General features: G+C 61.9%; 22 protein-coding genes. 19 read left to right on the top strand and 3 right to left on the bottom strand.

Annotation, left to right across the window (positions count from 1 at the left end; translation table 11 throughout):
- Positions 1–144 precede the first annotated feature (144 nt).
- The 12 genes from tsf to lpxB all read left to right on the top strand — a co-directional run bounded on the left by tsf (position 145) and on the right by lpxB (position 12,290).
- Positions 145–1,071 carry a translation elongation factor Ts gene (gene tsf, locus ACU5AZ_RS01430; protein ID WP_446824303.1) on the top strand — a complete coding sequence of 309 codons (927 nt, stop codon included), beginning with the start codon at positions 145–147 and terminating at the stop codon, positions 1,069–1,071.
- A gap of 101 nt (positions 1,072–1,172) precedes the next feature.
- Positions 1,173–1,895: a UMP kinase gene (gene pyrH, locus ACU5AZ_RS01425; protein WP_446824302.1), complete on the top strand. Its 723-nt coding sequence runs from the start codon at positions 1,173–1,175 to the stop codon at positions 1,893–1,895.
- A gap of 60 nt (positions 1,896–1,955) precedes the next feature.
- Entirely contained in the window at positions 1,956–2,516 is a 561-nt protein-coding gene (gene frr, locus ACU5AZ_RS01420; RefSeq protein ID WP_446824301.1) for a ribosome recycling factor, read from the top strand.
- A 48-nt stretch (positions 2,517–2,564) separates the two neighbouring features.
- A complete protein-coding gene (locus tag ACU5AZ_RS01415; protein WP_446824300.1) occupies positions 2,565–3,308 on the top strand; it encodes an isoprenyl transferase in 744 nt (247 codons plus the stop codon).
- Entirely contained in the window at positions 3,308–4,144 is an 837-nt protein-coding gene (locus tag ACU5AZ_RS01410) for a phosphatidate cytidylyltransferase (protein WP_446824299.1), read from the top strand. Before ACU5AZ_RS01415 ends, ACU5AZ_RS01410 begins: the two co-directional genes overlap by 1 nt.
- Before the next feature lie 21 nt (positions 4,145–4,165).
- Positions 4,166–5,302: an RIP metalloprotease RseP gene (gene rseP, locus ACU5AZ_RS01405; RefSeq protein WP_446824298.1), complete on the top strand. Its 1,137-nt coding sequence runs from the start codon at positions 4,166–4,168 to the stop codon at positions 5,300–5,302.
- A 193-nt stretch (positions 5,303–5,495) separates the two neighbouring features.
- A complete protein-coding gene (gene bamA / locus ACU5AZ_RS01400; RefSeq protein ID WP_446824297.1) occupies positions 5,496–7,829 on the top strand; it encodes an outer membrane protein assembly factor BamA in 2,334 nt (777 codons plus the stop codon).
- A gap of 52 nt (positions 7,830–7,881) precedes the next feature.
- Positions 7,882–8,955 carry a UDP-3-O-(3-hydroxymyristoyl)glucosamine N-acyltransferase gene (gene lpxD, locus ACU5AZ_RS01395; RefSeq protein WP_446824296.1) on the top strand — a complete coding sequence of 358 codons (1,074 nt, stop codon included), beginning with the start codon at positions 7,882–7,884 and terminating at the stop codon, positions 8,953–8,955.
- On the top strand, positions 8,952–9,419 hold the full coding sequence (gene fabZ, locus ACU5AZ_RS01390; RefSeq protein WP_446824295.1) for a 3-hydroxyacyl-ACP dehydratase FabZ: 468 nt from the start codon (positions 8,952–8,954) through the stop codon (positions 9,417–9,419). Before lpxD ends, fabZ begins: the two co-directional genes overlap by 4 nt.
- Positions 9,416–10,225: an acyl-ACP--UDP-N-acetylglucosamine O-acyltransferase gene (lpxA, locus tag ACU5AZ_RS01385; RefSeq protein WP_446824294.1), complete on the top strand. Its 810-nt coding sequence runs from the start codon at positions 9,416–9,418 to the stop codon at positions 10,223–10,225. The genes fabZ and lpxA overlap by 4 nt, the downstream gene beginning before the upstream one ends.
- Positions 10,226–10,234: 9 nt before the next feature.
- Entirely contained in the window at positions 10,235–11,107 is an 873-nt protein-coding gene (locus ACU5AZ_RS01380; RefSeq protein WP_446824293.1) for an LpxI family protein, read from the top strand.
- Between the two features lies 1 nt (position 11,108).
- Entirely contained in the window at positions 11,109–12,290 is a 1,182-nt protein-coding gene (gene lpxB, locus ACU5AZ_RS01375) for a lipid-A-disaccharide synthase (protein ID WP_446824292.1), read from the top strand.
- Between the two features lie 33 nt (positions 12,291–12,323).
- On the opposite strand, the gene gltA is transcribed toward lpxB, so the two are convergent.
- Positions 12,324–13,613 (bottom strand): citrate synthase, encoded by a 1,290-nt coding sequence (gltA, locus tag ACU5AZ_RS01370; protein WP_446824291.1) that lies wholly within the window; start codon positions 13,611–13,613, stop codon positions 12,324–12,326.
- 298 nt (positions 13,614–13,911) lie between these two features.
- Between gltA and ACU5AZ_RS01365 the strand changes: the two genes are divergently transcribed.
- The gene (locus ACU5AZ_RS01365) at positions 13,912–16,389 is read left to right on the top strand and encodes a ComEC/Rec2 family competence protein (protein WP_446824290.1); all 2,478 of its coding nucleotides are present in this window, start codon (positions 13,912–13,914) and stop codon (positions 16,387–16,389) included.
- On the opposite strand, the gene lexA is transcribed toward ACU5AZ_RS01365, so the two are convergent.
- Complete coding sequence (gene lexA / locus ACU5AZ_RS01360; RefSeq protein WP_446824289.1) at positions 16,383–17,093, bottom strand: transcriptional repressor LexA; 711 nt, start codon at positions 17,091–17,093, stop codon at positions 16,383–16,385. The two genes, ACU5AZ_RS01365 and lexA, sit on opposite strands and share 7 nt — an antisense overlap.
- Positions 17,094–17,241: 148 nt before the next feature.
- Positions 17,242–18,924, bottom strand: coding sequence for an ArnT family glycosyltransferase (locus ACU5AZ_RS01355; RefSeq protein WP_446824288.1), 1,683 nt, complete (start codon positions 18,922–18,924; stop codon positions 17,242–17,244).
- Between the two features lie 159 nt (positions 18,925–19,083).
- Here ACU5AZ_RS01355 and ACU5AZ_RS01350 point away from each other — a divergent pair, with 159 nt between their 5' ends.
- The 6 genes from ACU5AZ_RS01350 to ACU5AZ_RS01325 all read left to right on the top strand — a co-directional run bounded on the left by ACU5AZ_RS01350 (position 19,084) and on the right by ACU5AZ_RS01325 (position 25,320).
- Complete coding sequence (locus ACU5AZ_RS01350) at positions 19,084–19,983, top strand: VOC family protein (protein WP_446824287.1); 900 nt, start codon at positions 19,084–19,086, stop codon at positions 19,981–19,983.
- Entirely contained in the window at positions 19,980–20,828 is an 849-nt protein-coding gene (gene kdsA, locus ACU5AZ_RS01345; protein ID WP_446824286.1) for a 3-deoxy-8-phosphooctulonate synthase, read from the top strand. The genes ACU5AZ_RS01350 and kdsA overlap by 4 nt, the downstream gene beginning before the upstream one ends.
- A 142-nt stretch (positions 20,829–20,970) precedes the next feature.
- Positions 20,971–22,245 (top strand): phosphopyruvate hydratase, encoded by a 1,275-nt coding sequence (gene eno, locus ACU5AZ_RS01340; RefSeq protein ID WP_261930195.1) that lies wholly within the window; start codon positions 20,971–20,973, stop codon positions 22,243–22,245.
- 156 nt (positions 22,246–22,401) lie between these two features.
- Positions 22,402–22,722 carry an FtsB family cell division protein gene (locus ACU5AZ_RS01335; protein ID WP_446824285.1) on the top strand — a complete coding sequence of 107 codons (321 nt, stop codon included), beginning with the start codon at positions 22,402–22,404 and terminating at the stop codon, positions 22,720–22,722.
- Positions 22,723–22,869: 147 nt separating this feature from the next.
- The gene (pdhA, locus tag ACU5AZ_RS01330) at positions 22,870–23,919 is read left to right on the top strand and encodes a pyruvate dehydrogenase (acetyl-transferring) E1 component subunit alpha (RefSeq protein ID WP_446824284.1); all 1,050 of its coding nucleotides are present in this window, start codon (positions 22,870–22,872) and stop codon (positions 23,917–23,919) included.
- Between the two features lie 18 nt (positions 23,920–23,937).
- A complete protein-coding gene (locus ACU5AZ_RS01325; RefSeq protein ID WP_446824283.1) occupies positions 23,938–25,320 on the top strand; it encodes a pyruvate dehydrogenase complex E1 component subunit beta in 1,383 nt (460 codons plus the stop codon).
- Positions 25,321–25,336: the final 16 nt, after the last annotated feature.

The following is a 25,336-nucleotide window of genomic DNA, read 5'->3' as shown; positions in this document are numbered from 1 at the left end:
GTCGGTAAACGTCCCCGAGGCGTTCTCACTGTCATCACGCCGTCATACTTCCGGGTACAGTCGTGCCCAAAACGAAATGCGGTGCCGGTTCACCCGCGAGGGACTGAGGGCAGGGCACCCGACGAACGCTGAAAGAGGCATTACATGAGCAACATTACCGCAGCTATGGTGAAGGAACTGCGCGAGAAGAGCGGCGCAGGCATGATGGATTGCAAGAAGGCGCTGGCCGAAACCAACGGCGACATGGAAGCCGCAATCGACTGGCTGCGCGCCAAGGGCATCGCCAAGGCCGACAAGAAGTCGGGCCGCACCGCTGCTGAAGGCCTGATCGGCGTCGCCAGCGCCGGCCACAAGGCTGTTCTCGTCGAAGTCAACTCCGAAACCGACTTCGTTGCCCGCAACGACGCCTTCCAGGACATCGTCCGCGGCATTGCCGAAGTTGCGCTCCACACCGACGGCACCGTCGATGCTGTGTCTGCCGCGACCTACCCGGCAACCGGCAAGTCCGTTGCTGACACGATCAAGGATGCCATCGCCACCATCGGCGAAAACATGGCTCTGCGCCGTTCGGTCATGCTCGAAGTCGAGCACGGCGTCGTCGCCACCTACATCCACAACGCTGCCGGCGACGGCATCGGCAAGCTCGGCGTTCTGGTCGCCCTAAAGTCTGTCGGCGACAAGGCCGTCCTGACTTCGATCGGCCGCCAGGTCGCCATGCACGTCGCTGCAACGGCGCCGCTCGCCGTTCGTGCCGAAGACGTCGACCAGGCTGCTGCCGACCGCGAACGCGCGATCTTCATCGAGCAGGCCCGCGAATCCGGCAAGCCGGACGCCATCATCGAAAAGATGGTTGAAGGCCGCATGCGCAAGTTCTTCGAGGAAGTTGCACTTCTCTCGCAGGCCTTCGTCATCAATCCGGAGCTGACCGTCGCCGCCGCGCTGAAGGAAGCCGAAAAGGAAGCCGGCGCCGCGATCGAAGTGACGGGCATCGCCCGCCTGCTGCTCGGCGAAGGCGTCGAAAAGGAAGAGAGCGACTTCGCTGCGGAAGTTGCCGCAGTCGCCAAGGGCTGATTAACGGGCCAAACCGTTTCTTGATGGAAAACGAAGGGCATCGCGTGACAACGCGATGCCCTTCGTGTATCCGGCTTTGAAATCGAAATTCGGGAGATCACATGTCCGTGCAGCCGCTCTATAAACGCGTTCTGTTGAAAGCCTCGGGCGAGGCGCTGATGGGCAGCCAGGGGTTCGGGATCGACGTGGCTGTCGCCGACCGGATTGCCTCCGATATCGCCGAGGCGAAGGCCATGGGTGTCGAAGTCGGGGTCGTTGTCGGCGGCGGCAACATCTTCCGCGGCGTCGCCGTTGCCTCCAAGGGCGGCGACCGGGTGACCGGCGACCACATGGGCATGCTGGCAACCGTGATCAACGCGCTGGCGCTAGCCACTTCGCTGCGCAAGCTCAACATCGACACCGTGGTTCTCTCGGCCATCGCCATGCCGGAACTCTGCGAAAGTTTCTCCCAGCGCGCGACGCTCTATCACCTGCAGATGGGCCGCGTGGTGATCTTCGCCGGCGGCACCGGCAATCCGTTCTTCACGACCGATTCCGCCGCAGCGCTCCGCGCCGCCGAAATGGGCGCCGAGGCGATCTTCAAGGGCACGCAGGTCGACGGCATCTATTCGGCCGATCCGAAGAAGGATCCGACAGCGACCCGCTTCGATCACCTGACCCATAACGAAGTGCTCAACCGCGGACTGGCCGTCATGGACGTCGCCGCCGTTGCGCTGGCCCGCGAAAATTCCATTCCGATCATCGTCTTCTCGATCCACGAGAAGGGTGGCTTTGCCGATATTCTGAAGGGCGGCGGTTGCAAGACGATCGTCTCCGACAACTGACAATGACGTAGGGGTGACGCCTGGAAAACCGGCGACCCTGGACTAGACAGGAGAATGACCATGAGTGAAGGGATTGACTTCAACGATCTGAAGCGCCGCATGGAAGGCGCGATCAACGCGTTCAAAAGCGACATTGCCTCGCTGCGCACCGGCCGCGCTTCGGCCAACGTTCTCGATCCGGTGACGGTGGAAGCCTATGGTTCGCGCGTGCCGTTGAACCAGGTTGCCAACATTACCGTTCCGGAGCCGCGCATGCTGGCGGTCAACGTCTGGGACAAGCAGATGGTCGGCGCCGTCGATCGTGGGATCCGCGAATCCAACCTCGGTCTGAACCCGATCATTGACGGCCAGAACCTGCGCATTCCGCTTCCGGAACTCAATGAAGAGCGCCGCAAGTCGCTGGTCAAGGTCGCGCATGACTACGCCGAGAAGGCCAAGGTCGCGATTCGCCACGTGCGCCGCGACGGCATGGACGGCCTGAAGAAGGCGGAGAAGGACGGCGACATCAGCCAGGACGACAGCCGCACGCAGTCGGAAAGAGTGCAGAAGCTGACCGACGAGACGATTTCTCAGATCGACCACTTGCTCGTCGACAAGGAAAAGGAAATCATGCAGGTCTAATGTGCGCGGTCTGCGGATGAAGGCGGCGCCCTGTTTGATGGATTGCGAATGTCTGAGCCTCTAGTGCCTCATGTCCCTGAGCACGTGGCCATCATCATGGATGGCAACGGGCGGTGGGCCAATGCGCGGGGGCTTACCCGCACGATGGGGCACCGCAAGGGCGTGGAAGCCGTGCGCGACGCTGTCAGGGCGGCCGGTCGGCTCGGCATTCGCTATCTGACGCTTTACGCCTTCTCTTCGGAGAACTGGCGGCGGCCGGAGACGGAGATCAACGATCTTCTCGGCCTTCTGAAGCTCTTCATTCGCCGTGACTTAGCAGAGCTGCACAACGAAAATGTCCGCATCCGCATCATCGGCGACCGCACTGGTCTGCGCGGCGACATCCTGCCGCTGCTGCTCGAAGCGGAAGAGACGACGCGCAACAATTCCGGCCTGACGCTGGTGATCGCCTTCAACTATGGCTCGCGCGACGAGATCACACGAGCGGTTGTTTCGCTCGCCCGTGACGTCGAGGCCGGGCGGCTTGCGGCCGACAACATCACCACCGACCTGATTTCCTCCCGGCTCGACACCGCCGGCATTCCCGATCCGGATCTCATCATCCGCACAAGCGGTGAGGAACGGCTTTCCAACTTCCTGCTCTGGCAGGTCGCCTATTCGGAACTGATATTCGTTCCGGAGTTCTGGCCCGATTTCACGGAGGCTCTGCTGGTCGAGGCATTGAAGAAATTCGCCATGCGCAACCGGCGCTTCGGCGCGCTCGCCGAGCCCGGCAAGATGGCGGGAACCTGATGCAGCGGGAATTGCAGTTGAGAATCATCTCCGGCGTCGTCATGGCCGCCGTCGTTCTCGTCGTGACCTGGTACGGCGGCTTGCCGTTCCGCGTTATGGCCGCTGCGATCGGCCTCCTCATCTATTACGAATGGTCGACGATCACGCGACTGCCCGATGTCGATCTGCAGGGCAATGCCTGGGGCTGGATATCGGTGGCGGTCATCGGCCTGAACGTCGTGTTCGGCGACGATTCCTTTGCCGTTCCGCTTCTTTTCGGCGCCGTGGCGGCGGCCGCATTGCTGGTGGCCGTGCGAAAGAGAAGCTGGTGGCTTCCCGGCGGCATACTCTACGCCGGACTGTCGTCGATCTCGCTGGCGGCCATCCGTGGCGACAGCCAGCCGGGCCTTGTGGCCATGCTGTTTGTATTTGCGGTGGTGTGGGGCACGGACGTGCTGGCCTATTTCACCGGCCGCGCCATCGGCGGACCGAAGCTGGCGCCGCGCATTTCCCCCGGCAAGACGTGGTCGGGAGCAATCGGCGGGGCTGTTTTCGGCGTGCTGGCCGGCTGCGCGGTCATCTATGCGGAATTTGCCGAACCGGGCCTCTGGATCATTGTCATCGCCTTTGCGCTTTCGGTCTGCAGCCAGGCCGGTGACCTGTTCGAGTCTTTCGTAAAGCGCCGTTTTGGCGTAAAGGACTCCAGCCACCTGATCCCTGGCCATGGCGGGGTGATGGATCGGGTGGATGGGCTTGTTTTTGCCTGTTTTGCGGCGTTTCTGATGGGGGCCGTCTACGCGGCGAGCGGCGGGGCAATCGAATCCGTCGGCGCCTACCTGATTGGCCTGAGCGGCTGAGGCCGGAAGGATCGTGAAAGCATGCTCGAACATATCATAGGCGCTCCGGGCTTCATCATCGGCTATATCCTGCCTTTCGTGATTGTCCTGTCCCTGATCGTCTTCGTCCACGAGATGGGCCATTATCTGGTGGGACGCTGGTCCGGCATCCGGATATTGGCGTTCTCCATCGGCTTCGGCCCCGAGATCGCCGGCTTCACCGACAAGCATGGCACGCGCTGGAAACTGTCGGCGATTCCGCTGGGCGGTTATGTCCGCTTCTTCGGTGATGACGATGCCGCAAGCAGGCCCGACCAGGAAGGCCTTGCCGCGATGACGGACGAGGAACGGGCGAGAAGCTTCAGCGGCGCAAAGCTCTGGAAGCGGGCGATCACGGTCGCCGCCGGCCCGATTGCCAACTTCCTGTTTGCCATTCTCGTCTTTGCGGTGATGTTCACACTGTACGGCAAGCCTGTTGCCGATCCGGTCGTGGCCGACGTCCAGCCGGGCAGCGCGGCGCAGGCCGCCGGCATATTGCCTGGCGACAGATTCGTGTCCATCGACGGCGAACGCATTTCCACTTTCGACGACATCCGGCGCTATGTGAGCGTTCGTCCGGGAATCACCATGTCGGTGGTGCTTGAGCGCGATGGCCGCGAAATCGATCTGCCATTGACGCCGAAGCTCCAGGAAATGACCGACCGGTTCGGCAACAAGGCGGAGGTCGGCCTCATCGGCGTGATCACCAATGAACAGGTGGGCAAGTTCCGGACGGAAAAATTCGGGCCGTTCGCGGCGGTTGGCGCGGCAGTCCAGCAATGCTGGCACATCGTCACCGGCACCTTCGACTACATTTCGAACATTATTACAGGCCGGATGAAGGCCGATCAGCTCGGCGGCCCGATCAGGGTTGCGCAGGCATCCGGCCAGATGGCGACGCTTGGTGTTGCCGCATTGCTACAGTTGGCGGCCGTGCTGTCGGTATCTATCGGATTGCTTAACCTGATGCCCGTTCCGGTGCTGGACGGTGGCCATCTGTTGTTTTATGGAGTCGAAGCACTACGCGGTAAACCGATTGGGGGGAGGACGCAGGAGATCGCATTTCGCATCGGCTTGGTAATGGTCTTGATGCTGATGCTGTTTTCGACCTGGAACGACCTAAGTTCGCTGGTCGGTTAACCGAAGGGACGGTCGGAAAAAACCAACTGTTTACGATAATTGCAAACGATAGTGGCCTTCAGGCCACTTGCTGATTTGAAAGTAAATGGATTTTAACCCGCGACCTTGCTTGTGGTGCAAAAGCGGTTAAAACGGCACATGTGGCCAGAGTCGGGTAGGGCGACTTTGGGGCAACGGAAAAGGTAAGTTTAAAATGAAGGCTGGTTCAAAGTTCTTGAACGCGGTGTCAGCGGTTGCACTGTCCACGAGTTTGGTGGTTACCGGCACGGCAGCTGTCGTGATCGCATCCGCAACGGTGGCCGAGGCCGCGGTCGTCAAGAATATCGTGGTCCGGGGTGCTGGCCGCGTTGGCGCAGATACCGTTCGATCCAACCTGACGATCAAGCCCGGCAAGAGTTTCAGCAACGCCGATATCGATGAGTCGATCAAGAACCTCTATGCGACCGGCTATTTTTCCAATGTGAGCATCAGCGTCTCCGGCAGCAGCCTGATCGTGAATGTTGCAGAAGGTCAGCTGGTCAACCAGGTGGTCTTCAACGGCAACCGCAAGATCAAGGACGAGAAGCTGGCCGCCGCCGTCGAGACGAAGCCGCTTGGTCCTTATAACCAGGTCATGATCGAAAACGACATCCAGACGATCAAGGACGCCTACGCCTCGATCGGCCGCAGCGATGTCAGCGTGACGACCCAGACCTTCGATGTTGGCCAGGGCCGCCTCAACGTCGCGTTTGTCATCAATGAAGGTGACCGCACCAAGATCGACCAGATCAACTTCGTCGGCAACCATGCGTTCTCCGACGGCCGGCTTGCAGCCATCGTCAACACCAAGAAGTCCAACTTCCTGTCATTCCTGACGCGTCGTGACGTTTACAACCCCGACAAGCTGAAGGCTGACGAAGCGGCGCTCCGCAAGTTCTATTACAATCACGGTTACGCCGATTTCCGCGTGGTGTCGTCCGACGCCGTTCTGGACGAGGCGAGCAACACCTATACGATCACCTTCACTGTCGAAGAAGGCGAGAAGTACAATTTCGGCGCCGTGAACGTCGAATCGAGCGTCGAAGGCGTGGATCCGAGCGAATTGCAGTCGCTGGTCGAATCCCGCTCCGGCAAGACCTACAGCGCCGATGACGTGCAGAAGACCATGGAAGCGATTGCGGCCAAGGTTGCGTCGCAGGGTTATCCCTTCGCTCGCGTGACGCCGCGTGGCGACCGCGATTTCTCCAACAATACCATTGGTGTGAACTATCTGGTCGATCAGGGCGAGCGCGCCTATATCGAGCGCATCGAAATCCGCGGCAATACCCGGACCCGTGACTACGTGATCCGCCGCGAGTTCGACATCAGCGAAGGCGATGCGTTTAACCGCGAGTTGATTTCGCGTGCGAAGCGCCGCCTGGAAGCGCTTGGCTACTTCACGACCGTGGATATTTCGACGCAGCCGGGCAGCGAGCCTGACCGTGTGGTCATCATCGTGAATGTGGAAGACCAGCCGACAGGTTCATTCGGCATCGGCGCGGGCTATTCGGCCGGCGGCGACGGCCTGATGCTGGAAGCCTCCATCGAGGAAAAGAACTTCCTTGGTCGCGGTCAGTATATCAAGGTTGCAGCAGGTGCCGGCACCGAAGGTGCTCGAACCTACTCGCTGAGCTTCACGGAACCTTATTTCCTCGGCTACCGTCTCGCAGCCGGCTTTGACATCTTCAGGAGTGAAAGCGACAGCGCCGATAACTATGATTACGAGGAACAGGGCTTCACGCTCCGCGTGACGGCTCCGATCACCGAGGATCTGCGCACCACATTTGCCTACAACTACAAGCAGATGAAGTACGATTCCAGCGGCTCCGACTACGCTGATCTGTCCCAGCCATACAAGGATCTGGTCGACAATAGCCCGTGGACAAAGTCGTCTGTCTCGAACACGATCGTCTACAACACGATCGATGACATGCAGATGCCGCGTGAGGGTATTTACGCAAGCCTGACGAACGAAATCGCCGGTCTTGGCGGTGACTCGCAATTCTACAAGATCACTGCGAAGGCGAAGGCATTCTACACGGTCTCCGATTATGCGGACGTCGTGGCATCCCTCAGCGGTTCGGCAGGATATGTTGCTTCGCTTGGCGGCAACCTCAACGTCTTCGACCAGTTCCAGATCGGCGGACGTGAAATCCGCGGCTTCGAGAACAACGGCATCGGCCCGCGCATGTCCAACGGCGACGCGCTTGGCGGCACGACTTACTTCACGGCTTCTGCCGAAGCGTCGTTCCCCCTTCCGGGTATCCCGACGGACCTGAACCTGCGTGGCGCCGTATTCGCGGATGCCGGTACGCTGTTCGGTAACGAGGTCAGCCTGGGCGGAGATACCGCCGAGGGAACGGACGCGTCCCTGCGTGCATCCGTGGGTCTCGGCGTTGTCTGGGGTTCGCCGTTCGGCGCGATCCGCTTTGACTACGCTGTGCCGGTCCTGAAGGAAGACTACGACAAGACCCAGAATTTCCGGTTTGGCATCGCCAACCAATTCTGATATCGGCAGACCAGAACTGCGGGCCCATCCGCTCCGGAGCTTTGGCTGATCTATGATGCATAATGAATTCTTTCCGCCCCATGATGGCGTAAGCTTGAAAGAGCTTGCTGAGTTTCTTGGGGCGGAACTTGAGAATGCTGCAAATGGCGATTTGAGGGTGCGTACCGTTTCTCCGGTCGCCCGCGCAAAGCAAGGCGAGATTTGCTATATTCTCGCTCGACGCAACAAGGCCGATTTCGTCACGTGCAACGCGACGGCGGTGCTTTGCACAAAGGCCTTGCGTCCACTGGTTCCCGATAATATTCCGGTCTTGATCAGCAATCATCCGCATACGGATTTCGCCCGTGTCGGTGCTTTGCTGCATCCGGACGCCATGCGCCCGCAGCGCACAGCGCCCGCCGAAGGCCTTGTGTCGAAGCAGGCCGCGGTGGATCCGTCCGCCCAACTCGAGGGTGATGTCGAGGTCGAGCCTTTCGCGGTGATCGGCGCAGGTGCGGTGATCGGAACCGGCACGCGCATTGGTGCCGGCGTCGTCATTGGCCCCAATGTCAAGATCGGCCGCAATTGCACGATCGCGGCCGGTGCGAGTGTTCTTTGCTCGCTGATCGGCGACAATGTCATCATCCACAATGGCGCCCGCATCGGGCAGGACGGGTTCGGCTATGCACCGGGTCCGCGCGGACTGCTGAAGATCGTCCAAATCGGGCGGGTGATCATCCAGGACAATGTGGAGATTGGCGCCAACACCACGATCGATCGTGGCACCATGGACGACACGGTGATCGGCGAAGGCACGAAGATCGACAACCAGGTCCAGATTGCCCACAATGTGCGCATTGGCCGCCATTGTGGCATTGCCAGCCAGGTGGGCATCGCCGGCAGCACGACGATCGGCAACGGTGTTCAGATCGGGGGGCAATCCGGGTTCAATGGCCACATTTCGATCGGCGACGGTGTACAGATCGCCGGCGCCAGCGCGGTGGCTGCTGATATCCCGGCAGGGCAGGTCTATGGTGGCTTCCCGGCGCGGCCGATCCGCGACTTCCTCAAGGAGACGGCGGAGGTCATGGCGCGATCGGTCAATCGGCCGCGGGCTCAAGAGCGGAAAGAGGGGAAAGAGGAATGACAGAGGCCAATACGAGCGAGCTTGCGACGATCGACATCATGGAGTTGATGAAGCTCCTGCCGCATCGCTATCCGTTTCTTCTGGTCGACAAGATCGTCGAGGTCGATGGCGACAATTCCGCCGTCGGCATCAAGAACGTGACGGTAAACGAACCGCATTTCACCGGCCACTTTCCGGAAAATCCCATCATGCCGGGCGTGCTGCTGATCGAGGCCATGGCTCAGACTGCCGGCGCGATCTGTGCGCACAAGAGCGGCTCGACAGACAATCTGGTCTACTTCATGACCATCGACAACGCTCGGTTCCGCAAGCCTGTGGTTCCCGGTGACCAGGTCAAGTTCCACGTCGTCAAGCAGAAGCAGCGCGGCAATATCTGGAAGTTCCATTGTGACGCCAAGGTCGATGGTCAGCTTGTCGCTGAAGCCGACGTCGGCGCCATGATGGTGAAAAAAGGTGATAAATGAGCCTGATTGCGGCATCTGCCAGGATCCATCCGACGGCCGTCGTTGAAGACGGCGCCGTGATCGGCGAGAACGCGTCGATCGGGCCGATGGCCTATGTCGGACCCCGTGTGGTGCTCGGCGATAACGTCACCTTGCACAATCACGCGGTGGTTACCGGCATCACCCGGCTTGGTTCCGGCTGCACGGTCCATCCGATGGCGGTGATCGGCGGCGAGCCCCAGAGCGTTCATCACCATGGCGAGGAGACTACGCTTTCCATCGGCGACAACTGCACGATGCGCGAGGGCGTCACCATCAATGCCGGGACCGCGCAGGACAAGGGCAAGACGACGGTTGGCAACAACAATCTGTTCCTCGCCAATTCCCATGTGGCGCATGACTGCGTTCTCGGCGATCACATCATCCTGTCGAACAATGTCATGCTGGCCGGCCATGTGACGGTTAGCGACCGGGTCATTTTCGGCGGCGGCTCCGCCGTCCACCAGTTCTCGCGCATCGGCCGTCAGGCCTTCATCGGCGGCCTGACGGGTGTGGCCTATGACGTCATTCCCTACGGGATGGCGAACGGCAATCCGGCGGTTCTCGGTGGCTTGAACATCGTCGGGATGACCCGCGCCGGTCTCGACCGTGCGGTGCTTCATACCGTGCGCCGCGCCTACAAGCAGATATTCGAGGGTGAACAGTCGATCCGGCTGAATGCCGCCGCGATCCGTGACGAATACGCCGATTGCCCGCAGGTCATCGAAATCCTCGACTTCATCGCGGCAGACAGCGACCGGGCCCTGACTTCGCCTGCCCGGAAATAGGGGCACGGCATGGATGGCGAGCGCTCCCGCGAGACCGGCCGCCTGGCGATCATTGCCGGAGGGGGGCTGTTGCCGGTCTATCTCGCCGAGGCTGCCAGGGAGCAGGGTGAGGATCCCTTCATTCTGGCCTTGCGCGGTGAATCCGAGCGCGACTGGCATTCCTTCGAGCATATCGACATCGACACCGGCAATCTTGCCGGCCTGAAGAAGACGATTGGGGAGAAGGGCATAGACCGCGTGGTCATGTCCGGTTCCGTGAAGCGCCGTCCCGACTGGCGCGCCATCCGTCCCGACATCAAGGCATTGCTGAACTTTCCGCGCATCGTGCGGTCACTGGCGTCTGCCGGCGACGACAAGCTGTTGCGGCTGGTGATCGAGGTGATCGAGCTCTATGGCTGCAAGGTGATCGGCGCGCAGGATATCGCGCCCAACCTTCTGGCCGAGGTCGGGCCGCTCGGCGCGGTCCAACCGTCCGAGGCGGACTGGACCGATATTCGCCAGGCACGGCAGGCTGCCGAGGAACTCGGCCGGCTGGACGTCGGGCAGGGCGCCGTCAGCGTCAAGGGCAGGGTCGTTGCGCTGGAAGGCGCGGAGGGCACGGACCAGATGCTGGAACGCGTCGCGCGCATGCGCCGCGAAAGCCGCATTTCGAGCCGGGCGAAGGGTGTTCTGGTCAAGCTCTGCAAGCCGCAGCAGGATCTGCGCGCGGACCTGCCATCCATCGGTCCGTCGACGGTCGCCAATGCGGCGGCCGCCGGACTGGCGGGGATCGCCGTCGAGGCCGGCCGGTCGCTGGTGCTTGACCGCGACGAGATGGTCAGGGAGGCCGACAGGCTGGGCCTGTTCGTCATCGGGTTCGAACCCACGAAAAGGAAGACCTGACATGGCAGCTGAGCCCCTGAAGATCGCGGTCATCGCAGGCGAGGTTTCGGGTGATCTTCTCGGCGCGGATGTTCTCTCGGCGTTGCGCCGCCGCTTGGACGGACCCATTGAGATCATTGGTGTCGGCGGAGAGGCGATGGAGGCCGAGGGGCTGAAATCGCTGTTCGACTTTTCCGAATTGTCGATCATGGGCATTTCCGCCGTCGTCGCCAAACTGCCGCAACTTGTCCGGCGGATCCGCCAGACGGCAGATGCCATCGTCGCGGCCAGGCCGGATATTCTGCTGATCATCGATAGCCCGGATTTCACCCATCGCGTCGCCAGGCGCGTGAAGAAGGCCCTGCCGGACCTGCCGGTCGTCAATTACGTCTGCCCGAGCGTCTGGGCCTGGAAGGAATACCGGGCGACAAAGATGCTGGCCTATGTCGATCGTGTTCTGGCCCTGCTGCCCTTCGAGCCGGCCGTGATGGAGCGGCTTGGCGGGCCGAAGACGGATTTCGTCGGCCATCGCCTGACGAATGACGGCGATCTTCTGGCGGTGCGCCGCGCCCGGCTGGACAGGCCGGACCCGCAGGCTGCGGAGCCGAAGACGGTGCTGTTGATGCCGGGCTCGCGCGGCGTCGAGATCAAATTCCTGTTGCCTGTCCTCGGCGAGGCGATGCGCGCCCTGCGCGAGCGCCATCCCGACATGCGCTTCGTCCTGCCGGCGGTGCCCCGGCAGGAGGCGCGCATTCGCGAGGTCATTGCCGACTGGCCGGAGCAGCCGGAGATTGTCGTCGGCCCCGAGCAGAAGTGGAAGGCGCTTGCCGTCGCGGATGCCGCGATTGCCGCGTCCGGCACGGTGATCCTCGAACTGGCGCTCGCACGCGTGCCGGTCGTCTCCATCTATCGCGGAGATTGGATCATCAATCTGGTCGCCAACCGCATAAAGGTCTGGAGTGCCGCCCTGCCGAACCTGATTGCCGACTACACCGTCGTGCCCGAATATTTCAACGACATGCTGCGGCCCGGCCGGCTGGTGCGATGGGTCGAGCGCCTGATCGTGCCGAGCCTGGAACGGCAGGCGATGCTGCAGGGATACGACACGGTCTGGGAACGTCTTTCGACCGAAAGGCCGCCCGGAGAACTGGCTGCCGAGATCATCCTCGATGTGCTGAAAACAAAAAAACCCGGTCATTTCTGACCGGGTTTTTTATGTCCGCCGTGAGGCGATGTATTAGCGCTTGGAAACCGGGATGTAGTCGCGCTTCGGCGAACCGGTGTAAAGCTGGCGCGGACGGCCGATGCGCTGCTGCGGATCCTCGATCATTTCGGCCCACTGTGCGATCCAGCCGACGGTGCGGGCGAGAGCGAACAGCACGGTGAACATGGTCGTGGGGAAGCCCAGCGCCTTCAGCGTGATGCCGGAATAGAAGTCGATGTTCGGATAGAGCTTCTTCTCGATGAAGTAGCTGTCGGTGAGCGCGATGCGCTCCAGCTCCATCGCGACTTCCAGAAGCGGATCGTCCTTGATGCCGAGCTCGCCGAGCACTTCATGGCAGGTCTTCTGCATGATCTTCGCGCGCGGATCGTAGTTCTTGTAGACGCGGTGGCCGAAGCCCATCAGACGGAACGGGTCGTTCTTGTCCTTGGCGCGTTCGACATATTCCGGGATCCGATCGGCGGTGCCGATTTCCGAGAGCATGTTCAGTGCCGCTTCGTTGGCGCCGCCATGTGCCGGGCCCCAGAGGCAGGCAATGCCGGCCGCGATGCAGGCGAACGGATTGGCGCCCGACGAACCGGCCAGGCGGACCGTCGACGTCGAGGCGTTCTGCTCGTGGTCGGCGTGCAGGATGAAGATACGGTCCATGGCGCGCGAAAGCACCGGATTGACCTTGTACTCTTCACACGGCACGGCGAAGCACATGCGCAGGAAGTTCGACGAGTAGTCGAGATCGTTCTTCGGGTAAACGAAGGGCTGGCCGATATGGTATTTGTAGGCCATGGCCGCGATCGTCGGCATCTTGGCGATCATGCGCAGGCTTGCGACCATGCGCTGATGCGGATCGGTGATGTCGGTCGAGTCGTGATAGAAGGCCGACAGCGCGCCGACGCAACCGCACATGACGGCCATCGGATGGGCGTCGCGGCGGAAGCCGGTGAAGAAGCGGCTCATCTGCTCGTGGACCATCGTGTGATGCGTCACGCGGTAGTCGAAGTCCTTCTTCTGCGTTTCGGTCGGCAGTTCGCCGTACAGCAGCAGATAGCAGGTCTCGAGGAAGTCGCCGTGTTCTGCGAGCTGCTCGATCGGGTAGCCGCGGTGCAGGAGCACGCCTTCGTCGCCGTCGATAAAGGTGATCTTCGATTCACAGGCGGCGGTCGAGGTGAAACCCGGATCGTAGGTAAAGGAGCCGGTGTGCTTGTAAAGCGTGCCGATATCGACGACGCTCGGGCCAATGGTGCCTTCTCGAACCGGCAATTCGACCTGCTTGTCTCCAAGTGTCAAGGCAGCGCTTTTGTCTGTCATGCTCTTCCTCCAGATAGGGCGGGCTGGCGCCTCTAAGTGGCGCCACGGTTATTAGCGTCAATCGCTTAGCTATATGATCCTGGCGCGGATGCCAAGCTATCCGGCGGCCAAATTGTGCATCGCGAAATCAACTTTGCGACTTTCCCGTGGCGAAGCCGAGCCGCAACCTCGAACTTTGGCATCAACCGTAGCCGAATGACGCGCCATGCGGGGTCTTCGGTTGATTTTTCGTTTGTCGAAATCGCCCTGCGATTGCAGAATGCAACCGGGCGAGGGTGGTCGTTGACGGGGGCCGCATATGGCCGATGCCGGAGAGAAGAGGCGTCTTGGCAGCCGGGCGCTGGCGCGCGACCCGCAGCGTGCTGTTCCGCCTCATGTGCCGGCGCCAGAGCGTGGCGGGGCCGGGCGTCATCACACGTTCCGTCTGGACGACCTTCACGGAAAACTGCGGCTTGCCCTGGCCGAAGAGCGCCGCTTTCGTCATGACTTCCTCTTCTCGCCGGTCCTGCTCGGGCTGGGAGCCGTTTTCTGGTTCAACCTGGAACGCGACCCGCCCACGCCTGCCATTTTCCTTCTGGCTGCCGTGGCTTTAGTGGGTGCCTTTGCGGCCGGGCATCATCGCCCGCTGATGCGATATGCCGCAATCGCCGTGCTGCTTCTGGCGCTCGGCATGGGGCTTGCTGCTTTCGAGACATGGCGGACCGGGACTGTCGTGCTGGACACGCCGATCGTCACCCGGATCACCGGACGTATCGAGAGCCGCGAGATCGACGACAATGGCGGCTGGCGCTATCTGATCAATGTGTCGGCGACCAGCGAGCCGGCCCTCCGACGTCCGCCTGAGAGGGTGGCCGTGCTGGCGCGAAACGACCATGAGCCATTGCTGCCCGGCGAAATGATCAGCGGCAAGGCGCGGCTCTCGCCGCCCTCCGGTCCGGCCCTGCCTGGCGGCTATGACTTCGCGTTCTTCTCCTACTACCAGGGGATCGGTGCGGTCGGTTTCTTCTACGGTTCTCCCGAAGAAGTGGCTGTGGGGCAGCGTGCATCCCTTCTTGACCGCGCCCGGCTTGCGATCGAGATGCTGCGCGACACGATTTCCGCCCGGATTCGAGCGACGCTTGCTGGCGACACCGGGGCGTTTGCCTCGGCCATCGTCACCGGCCAGAGACGTGCGCTGTCGGATGAGACGGCGGAAGCCTTGCGCATGTCGGGATTGGCGCATGTGATCGCCATTTCCGGCTTGCACATGGCGCTCGCAGCCGGCCTCTTCTTTGCCGGCCTGCGCACGGCGCTCGCCCTGTTCCCGGCCCTCGTGCAACGCTTCTCGGTCAAGAAGTGGGCCGCAGCCGCTGCCCTGGCCGGGGCATTCGGCTATCTGCTGATCTCCGGGCTGCAGGTATCAGCGATCCGCGCCTTCATCATGCTGGCATTGATGCTGGTCGCAGTCCTCATCGACCGGCCGGCGATCAGTCTCAGGAACGTCGCGCTCGCGGCGCTGATCATTCTCACCGTCACGCCGTCCGCCGTCATGGGGCCGAGCTTCCAGATGTCATTTGCCGCGACGGTGGCGCTTGTGGCGGGATACAGATGGTGGCGGATGCGCTCGGTGGACCGGAGCGCTCCGCGTCGCCGGTCCGGTATCATCGCCCTTGCCGCGAAAGCCGGCGGGTTTGCTTCGGCGCTGGCGCTCACATCGGCGATCGGCGGGACGGCAACGGCGGTCTTCGCGCTGGAGCATTTCTACCGCCTCGCACCCTATGGCTTTGCCGCCAATCTCATCGCCATGCCGGTCGTCACCTTCGTGGTCATGCCGGCCGGCTTGGTCTCCGTCCTCGCCATGCCGTTTGGGCTCGAGCATTGGCCGCTACGCCTCATGGGGGTTGGGTTGGACATCGTCATCGCGGTGGCCCGAGATGTCACCGGCTGGGACAGCGGCGTGTCATCCGGACGCCTGCCTCCCTACGCCTTCGAACTCTCAGTCGCCGGCTTTCTGCTCCTGGTCCTGTTGCGCAGTCGTCTCAGATATCTTGGCCTGCCGCTGATGGCCGCGGCGGTTGCGCTGATCGCGTACGGACCGACAAACTCGTCTCCTGCGCTGATTATCAGCGAGGACGGCAGGCTGGTGGCCCGCATTGCCGATGGACGGCTCGAGACCAACCGCAGTCGTCCGCCATCTTTCATCTTCGAACAATGGCAGCGGGCGCTCGCCATGCCGAAGGGTGAGGGGCCGGACATGGCGGATGGGGATCCGGTCCCGCCTGACCGGACAGGAGGAGGAGAAGGAGGAGAACCGCCACGGCTGCCGGCCTCCGTCTTGAATGCGGAGCGATTGGCCATGGAGACGGCCCTGAATGGAGAGATATCCCCCTTCCACTGCAGGAAGGCCGCCTGGTGCGCCGGTCAGGTTACGGCGTCGGGCGGAACCGCATTGCGGGTGGTGACGGTGGAAAAACCCGCCTATGCCGGACCCGCCTGCGACATCGCCGATGTGGTCATCGTGCCGTTCCGGCTCGGCTACGACACGTGCCGCTCGGGCGCGACATTGCTTACGGCGGAACGTCTGCGAAGAACCGGATCGATCGAACTCCATGCGGCGTTGGATGGCATCGGCTTTGAGGCCAGGACGGCAGTCGGCGCAATCGACCGCCCCTGGACCCGGCATCGATATTATGACTGGCGGGCAAATAGCTTCCTGGCCACGCAGGAAACAGCCACATGGCCGCTTGTTCCGCATCCGCGTGATACGGACGCAGCCAGGCGTGTCACCGGTCAGTGATAGCGGCGGATGAGGCCGACGAGCTTGCCTTGGACCTTCACCCGATCGGAGGCGAAGATACGCGTCTCATAGGCCGGGTTGGCGGCTTCGAGTGCAATCGACGCACCCTTGCGGCGGAAGCGCTTGAGCGTTGCTTCCTCGTCGTCGACCAAGGCCACGACGATCTCGCCCGGATTGGCGCTGCTGACATTCTTGATGATGACGGTATCGCCATCGAGGATGCCGGCCTCGATCATCGAGTCGCCCTTGACCTCCAGCGCATAGTGTTCGCCGGAGCCCAGCATTTCCATCGGCACGGACAGGCTGTGCGTGTTGTTCTGGATGGCGGAGATCGGCACACCGGCGGCGATGCGGCCCATGACCGGGACGCTGACGGTGTCGTTCGCAGGTTCCGGTGCCTTGGGCGCCGGGGCGAGCTTCGGCTTGCCGAGGCTGCCTTCGATGACGCTTGGCGAAAAGCCGCGCCGTGGCTGCAGGCTCGGCGAATAGGCTTCGGGAAGCTTGATGACCTCCAGCGCGCGCGCCCGGTTCGGCAGGCGGCGGATGAAGCCGCGCTCCTCGAGCGCCGTGATCAGCCGGTGAATGCCGGACTTGGACGCGAGATTGAGTGCATCCTTCATCTCGTCAAAGGATGGCGGAACGCCGGATTCCTTCATCCGCTCGTGAATGAAGAGAAGCAGTTCCTGTTGCTTTCGCGTCAGCATGAATCGGCACCTTCCAGAATCATGAAACAAATACAGAACGGACACTATATGTTCCCACTGTGTTCCGCAAGTGCCTAAAATATCGTGAAAGCGGGGGCCGGTGTCGCAGGAACTGCCGATTTTTCCTGCTGCGGGTCGGCTATGAGCGTTAGCGAGCCGGATCGACTGCGATGTAGGCGCGCTCGGCTTCCGCTGCGCGTGCCTCGGCGAGCGTGCCGGAGAGAACGGCCTTCATGAGGACGGCCGGATCGATCGAACGCCAGCCGCCACTGACCGCCGTCACGTCGTACCCGTCGGCGGCGAGCCGGTCGGCTTCCGTCTTCTCCAGCGTGATGACGGCCTTGAAGCGATCGCCGGCTTCGACGTCCGCAAGCTTTCGTCGCTGCAGGAAAGGTCGTTCGACGCCGCTGTGCAACCGTGCCTCGGAGGCGACGATGTCAGACCCCAGGAAGACGATGTCGTCGGCGGGCAGGTCGAGTTGGGCGACCTTGTCGGCGATCGGCTTTCCAAGGTCGGGCATGCCGAAGGCGGCGACGACGGGATAGATGGCAAGCAGGATCGCCATAGGCAGGGCGGAGAGCGCCAGAACCTTGGGCCGGAAGGCCTGGCGATTGGCGATGCGCCAGACGAGAAGCAGGCCGAGGGCAATGGCAACCACGATCGCAACCGTTACCTTGGCACTCAGCAGCTGCGCCGAGACGCCGTAGAGGATGGCGAAGGTGAGGGCCAGGCCGATCGCCGAGAATTTGAGAAACAGGCTTAGATAGCGTGATGTCGTCTCGCGATCGAAGGAGGCGAGGCCGACCGCCATCAGGATCGACAGAGCGGGAAGCGACGGAATGATGTAGCGGTGATCCGGCTTGAAGGCTGGCGCGAACATGGCGATGTTGAGCGCGATCCAGCCCGCGAGCAGCAGCGCCGATGCGCCGAGCTGCCGGAAGCCCGGTACTTTGCGCGTGGCGATCGCGGTCGCCGCAATCACGAAAAGCCAGCCGATCACAGGCGCCAGCAGGCCGGCAACGCTGAGACCGACGGAATCGAACACCGCGAACACCGAGAATTCCAGCTTGGTGCGCACCTGATCGCCGACGAACTGGTTGTCGAGCGCCGAGCTCGACCGCAGCACCTGGTAGACGAACCACCAGCCGGCAAGAGCCATGGAGAAGAGAATCGGCAGCGGGGCGATCAGCCGGCGAAAATGAACGCGGCACGAGGGAAAGAGGACGATCAGGCCGAAGACGCAGGCCGGTGGCGCCAGCGCCGGAATGCCCTTCGTCAGGATCGCCATCGCCGTTCCGCCATAGGCAAGCCAGGCGTCCCATCTGTCTTCTTCGTCGCCGAAGAGCAGGCCGGCAAAGCCGTAAAGCGCCACCAGCATGAACAGCGTCAGCGGAATGTCGGGAATCGCCGTGACGGCGGAGCGCAGGAAGACGAAGTTGCCGGCGAGCATGGCGAGCGAGAACAGGGCGATCTCATCGTCGCCCGTCAGCCGCTTGGCCAGCCTGTAGGTGACGAACAGGATGGCGGCTGCGCCGAGCAGCCAGAAGATGCGCGAGCCGATGACGCCTATGCCGAAGATTTTCATGCCGGCGACGCTCATCCAGTAGGCAAACGGCGGCTTCTTCAGCCGCACAGCATCCTCGCCGGTGCGCGGCGTCAGGTAGTCGCCGCTCTCCATCATCAGCGCCGCGCCCTGTGAATAGTGGCGCTCGTCCGGATAATGCAGGATCATGCTCTCGGCGAAGGGAAAGATCGCGACTAGGAAGGCAATGACGAAGATCGCCGCGATCGTGCGGTTCGAACTCGCAATGGCGGCAAGCGTCTGCGGCATGTCGGCGCGGTTTCCCATTGATGCGTTGTGCGGTCACCTCTGTCCACATTTTCGCCGGCAAATCAACCGATGGCGGGGTGGGGCGACGAATGTTCGCGCCAAGACTTGCAAATCGGCCACGGATGAAGCACATCAGCGGCGAAATGGAGGAAGTCGCACATGGATGCAACCGGGTCTGCCGGCCGCCGCCTTCTGGATCATCTGGTTCTGCCGGTGACGTCGATCGCGATGTCCCGCGCGCGGCTCGCCCAACTCGGCTTCACCGTCGCCCCCGACGGCATTCATCCCTTTGGCACTGCGAATTCCTGCGTCTTCCTGTCCGATGGCACCTATCTGGAGCCGCTGGCAGTAGCCGATCGTGAGGCCTGCGAGGCGGCCGCGTTCAACGGCAACACCTTCATCGCCCGCGATCAGGCCATCCGCTTTCGCCACGGCGACGAGGGCCTCTGTGCCATCGTCGTCAACACGGACGACGCCGATGCCGATCACCAGCGTTTTGCCGCAAGCGGCGTCTCCGCCGGTCCCATGCTGTCCTTCTCCCGGGTCGGCCGCCTGCCGGACGGCACCGAAAGGACGGCCAGTTTCAAGCTCGCCTTTGCCGCCGACCTTAGATCGCCGGACTTCTTTGCCTTCGCCTGCCAGCGCATCGCTGCCCTGCCGTCCGCCGGCAAGGCGCTGGAAACCCACGAGAATGGGGTGACCGGTATTGCCCAGGTTGTGCTTTCCGAGCCGAAACCGGCAGATTTCAAGGACTTTCTGCAGATGGTCGCTGTCAGTCACGAAACGGCCGAGCATCCGTTCGGCATGGATGTCGGGCTCGATAACGCCATCATCGCCACGCTTAATCCCGCTGGCCTGAAGGATCGGTTCGGCCTCAAGGGTTCTACCCATGCCCGCGGCTTGCGTGGCCGGGCGGTCGTTTTCAAGGTCACGGATATCGAGCGGTTGAAGGCCTGTCTCGCCGAAAACGGCGTCGCCTTCGAGGAGCGCGCCGGCCGCGTTCTGGTGCCGCATGAGCCCGGTCAGGGCGTTCTTTTTGCATTCGAGGAAGAAAAATGAGCGATCAAACCAATTCCGCGGTCGTTGTCGGTGATGGCGCCGGGCAGGTGACGTTTTCGAACACGGGTAAACTGTCGCTGATTGCCGGCCCGTGCCAGATGGAAAGCCGCGATCACGCGTTCATGATGGCGGGCAGGCTGAGCGAGATCTGCAAGCGTCTCGGGATCGGACTCGTTTACAAAAGCTCCTACGACAAGGCGAACCGCACCTCGATCGGTGCCGAGCGCGGCATCGGTCTCGACAAGGCAATGGAAGTCTTCGCCGACCTCAAGAAGGAATACGGCTTTCCGGTTCTGACCGACATTCATACCGAAGAGCAGTGCGCGCTCGTCGCCCCGGCCGTCGACATCCTGCAGATTCCGGCCTTCCTCTGCCGTCAGACCGATCTTCTGGTCGCTGCGGCGAAGACGGGCCGGGTGATCAATGTGAAGAAGGGGCAGTTCCTCGCGCCCTGGGACATGAAGAACGTCCTAAAGAAACTGAACGTCAGCGGCAATCCGAATGTTCTGCTCTGCGAACGCGGCGCGTCCTTCGGCTACAACACGCTGGTCTCCGACATGCGCTCGCTGCCGATCATGGCCGCCATGGGCGCGCCGGTGATCTTTGATGCGACTCATTCCGTGCAGCAGCCGGGCGGGCAGGGCGGCTCTTCCGGCGGCCAGCGCGAATTCGTCGAAACGCTGGCGCGCGCGGCCGTTGCCGTCGGCGTTGCCGGTGTCTTCATCGAGACGCATGAGGACCCCGACAATGCGCCCTCCGACGGCCCGAACATGGTGCAGATCGACAAGCTCGAGGCGCTCCTGGAAAAGCTGCTCGCCTTCGACGCCATCGCCAAGTCCGGTTGATGACGGAGAGATGAAATTATGCCGTCGCCGGGCCGCTGCGGTCCGACGGCATTGAAATTCCGGCCTGTTCGATTATGACAGGCTATTCCCCGGAAAACTTCGTGACGGAAGTTCCACAAACGACCCCAGGCAGGAAACGAAAATGACCGCTATCATCGATATCATCGGCCGTGAAATCCTCGACAGCCGCGGCAATCCGACTGTTGAAGTCGACGTCTATCTGGAAGACGGCAGCATGGGCCGCGCTGCGGTTCCGTCGGGTGCGTCGACCGGCGCGCACGAAGCCGTCGAACTGCGCGATGGCGGCGAGCGCTATCACGGCAAGGGCGTCGAGAAGGCGGTCGAGGCGGTCAACACCGAGATCTTCGACGCGATCGGCGGTTTCGACGCCGAAAACCAGATCCAGATCGACAAGGCGATGATCGAGCTTGACGGCACGCCGAACAAGTCGCGCCTCGGCGCCAACGCCATCCTCGGCGTATCGCTGGCCGTCGCCAAGGCTGCCGCCGAATCGTCCGGCCTGCCGCTCTACCGTTACGTCGGCGGCCCGAACGCCCGTCTCCTGCCGGTGCCGATGATGAACATCATCAATGGCGGCGCGCATGCCGACAACCCGATCGACTTCCAGGAATTCATGATCATGCCGGTCGGCGCCGACACGCTGCGCGATGCCGTGCGCATGGGTTCGGAAGTCTTTCATGTCCTGAAGAAGCAACTGGCCGCCGGCGGTCACAACACTAATGTCGGCGACGAAGGCGGTTTCGCACCGGGCCTGAAAAGCGCTCCGGAAGCCCTCGACTTCATCATGAAGTCCATCGAGAAGGCCGGCTATCGTCCGGGCGACGACATCCAGCTGGCGCTCGATTGCGCCTCGACCGAATTCTTCAAGGACGGCAAGTACGTCATGGAAGGCGAAGGCCGCACGCTGGAGCCGGAAGCCATGGCGGACTACCTCGCTGAGCTGGCTGCCAAGTACCCGATCATCTCGATCGAGGACGGCATGGCCGAAGACGACTGGGATGGCTGGAAGTACCTGACCGACAAGATCGGTTCCAAGTGCCAGCTCGTCGGCGACGACCTGTTCGTCACCAATTCGGCCCGCCTGCGTGACGGCATCAAGATGGGTGTCGCCAACTCCATCCTCGTCAAGGTCAACCAGATCGGCTCGCTCACCGAAACGCTGGATGCCGTCGAGACCGCGCACAAGGCCGGTTATACCGCCGTCATGTCGCACCGCTCGGGCGAAACTGAAGATTCGACGATCGCCGACCTGGCAGTCGCCACCAATTGCGGGCAGATCAAGACCGGTTCGCTGTCGCGCTCGGACCGTATCGCCAAGTACAACCAGCTGATCCGCATCGAGGAGCAGCTGGGCCTTCAGGCGGAATTTGCCGGCCGCTCGATCCTGCGCGGCTGATTTTTTTTCAAAGCCTGCAATCAACTGACCGTTTCTCGAACCGCGTCCCGCAAGGGGCGCGGTTTTTGTTTTGCTGCCCGCCATGGTCAACGGACGATTAATCAATCCGCGTTAGTTTGATCGGCAGTAGCGTAATGCGTTCCAGGTTTCGTGAGTATGTGGACAAAACATCACAAGCAGAAAAAGACTGTCCGTCTGATCATTCCGGCCATTTCGGTCGCCTTCCTGTCCTATTTCGGGTACTATTGCATCCATGGGACCTATGGTCTCGAGGCCGGTCAGAAACTCGACGGCAGGATTGTCCGGTTGCAGGAGGAGCTGGATGGTTTGACCCGCCAGGCCGAGAGCCTGCAGAAGCGGGTTGCACTTTTGAGTGACGGTTCGATCGACAAGGACATGCTGGACGAGCGCGCTCGCTACGCTCTCAATCTTTCGCGCGCCGACGAGATCGTCATTTTTCGCACTGCGAAGAATTAACCGAAATCCGGTTAATTGAATTTTTCACAGATAAAACAGAAAGTTATGAGAATAGTAGCTATGCATTTATGGCATTGCTGACAGCCGCTTTCTTCCCTATGGTATTTCGCGACAAGAACAGTCGAAGCACCTTTAAGGGAGGGCTACATGGCGCCGCGAAAAACCGCGTCTGCTTCCAGCCGCAAGCCAGCGGCGAAGTCTCAAGCTAAAAAAGATACCGTTTCGGGCTCGATCGTCGAGTTCTCGAAGGAGCAGGAACTTTCCGCGTACCGCGAAATGCTCCTCATCCGCCGGTTCGAGGAGAAGGCCGGCCAGCTCTATGGCATGGGCTTCATCGGTGGCTTCTGTCACCTCTATATCGGCCAGGAAGCAGTCGTCATCGGCATGCAGATGGCGATGAAGGATGGCGACCAGGTCATCACCGGCTATCGCGACCACGGACACATGCTGGCAACCGGCATGGAAGCGCGTGGCGTGATGGCGGAGCTTACCGGCCGACGGGGTGGATACTCCAAGGGCAAGGGCGGTTCCATGCACATGTTCTCCAAGGAGAAGCAGTTCTACGGCGGTCACGGCATCGTCGGCGCCCAGGTGTCGCTCGGCACGGGTCTCGGCTTCTCCAACTGGTACCGCGAGAACGGCAACGTCTCGATCGCCTATTTCGGCGACGGCGCGGCCAACCAGGGCCAGGTCTATGAAAGCTTCAACATGGCGCAGCTGTGGAAGCTTCCGGTCGTCTACGTGATCGAGAACAACCGCTACGCCATGGGCACCTCGAATGCCCGCTCGACGGCGCAGACCGATTATTCGCAGCGCGGCGCCTCCTTCGGCATTCCCGGCATGCAGGTCGACGGCATGGATGTCCGCGCCGTCATGGCGGCCGGCGAGGTTGCCCTCGAACATGCCCGCAGCGGCAAGGGTCCGTTCATTCTCGAAATGATGACCTACCGCTACCGCGGCCACTCCATGTCCGACCCGGCGAAATACCGCTCCAAGGACGAAGTGCAGAAGATGCGCTCCGAACACGACCCGATCGAACAGGTCAAGGCACGGCTCCTCGAAAAGGGCTGGGCTAGCGAAGACGAGCTCAAGGAACTGGACAAGGACGTCCGCAACATCGTCGCCGACAGCGCCGACTTTGCGCAGAACGATCCGGAGCCGGATACCTCCGAGCTCTACACTGACATCCTGCTTTGATCTCGGGGAGGGATATCCATGACGATTGAAATTCTTATGCCTGCCCTTTCTCCGACGATGGAAGAAGGTACGCTGTCCAAATGGCTGAAGAAGGAGGGCGACACCGTCACCTCCGGCGACGTGATCGCGGAAATCGAAACCGACAAGGCGACGATGGAAGTCGAGGCCGTCGATGAAGGCGTGATCGGCAAGATCCTGATCGACGCCGGCACCGAAGGCGTCAAGGTCAACACGCCGATCGCCGTCCTCTTGCAGGAAGGCGAGAGCGCCGACGCGATTTCCGACAAGCCGAAGGCGGCACCAGCACCGGCCGAAGCGCCGGCTCCGGCTGAAAAGCCCGCGGCCGCCGCAGCCCCCGTTCCGGCGGCACCCGCTCAGGCGAGCGCGCCGTCCGATCCGTCCATCCCGGAAGGCACGGAAATGGTGCCGACGACCGTGCGCGACGCGCTTCGCGACGCCATGGCCGAGGAAATGCGCCGTGACGGCAACGTTTTCGTTATGGGCGAGGAAGTGGCCGAATACCAGGGCGCCTACAAGGTGACCCAGGGCCTTCTGCAGGAATTTGGTGCCAAGCGCGTCATCGACACGCCGATCACCGAGCACGGCTTTGCCGGCGTCGGCGTCGGTGCGGCCATGGCCGGCCTGCGCCCGATCGTCGAGTTCATGACCTTCAACTTCGCCATGCAGGCGATCGACCAGATCATCAACTCTGCCGCCAAGACGCTCTACATGTCGGGCGGCCAGATGGGTGCTCCGATGGTGTTCCGCGGTCCGAACGGTGCAGCTGCCCGCGTTGCCGCCCAGCACAGCCAGGATTATGCCGCCTGGTACAGCCACATTCCGGGCCTCAAGGTCATCCAGCCCTATACGGCGGCGGATGCCAAGGGCCTTCTGAAGGCTGCGATCCGCGATCCGAACCCGATCATCTTCCTCGAAAACGAAATCCTCTACGGCCAGACCTTCGACGTGCCGAAGTTGGACGATTTCGTGCTGCCGATCGGCAAGGCCCGCATCCACCGTTCCGGCAAGGACGCGACGCTCGTCTCCTTCGGCATCGGCATGACCTATGCGGTCAAGGCTGCAGCCGAGCTGGAAAAGGAAGGCATCGACGTCGAGATCATCGACCTGCGCACCATCCGTCCGATGGATCTGCCGACGGTCATCGAATCGGTCAAGAAGACCGGTCGTCTCGTCACCGTCGAGGAAGGCTATCCGCAGTCGTCGGTCGGCGACTTCATCGCCAACCGCGTCAGCCGCGAGGCCTTCGACTATCTTGATGCCCCGGTCATCACCATTGCCGGCAAGGACGTTCCGATGCCCTACGCGGCAAACCTCGAAAAGCTGGCTCTGCCGACCGTTGGCGAAGTCGTCGAGGCGGTCAAAGCCGTCTGCTACAAGTAACGGGGAGGGATAGAGA

Source organism: Rhizobium sp. PAMB 3182 (genome assembly GCF_052908355.1).
The sequence above is the reverse complement of the archived record's forward strand: the minus strand, read 5'-3'. Positions and strand labels throughout refer to the sequence as shown.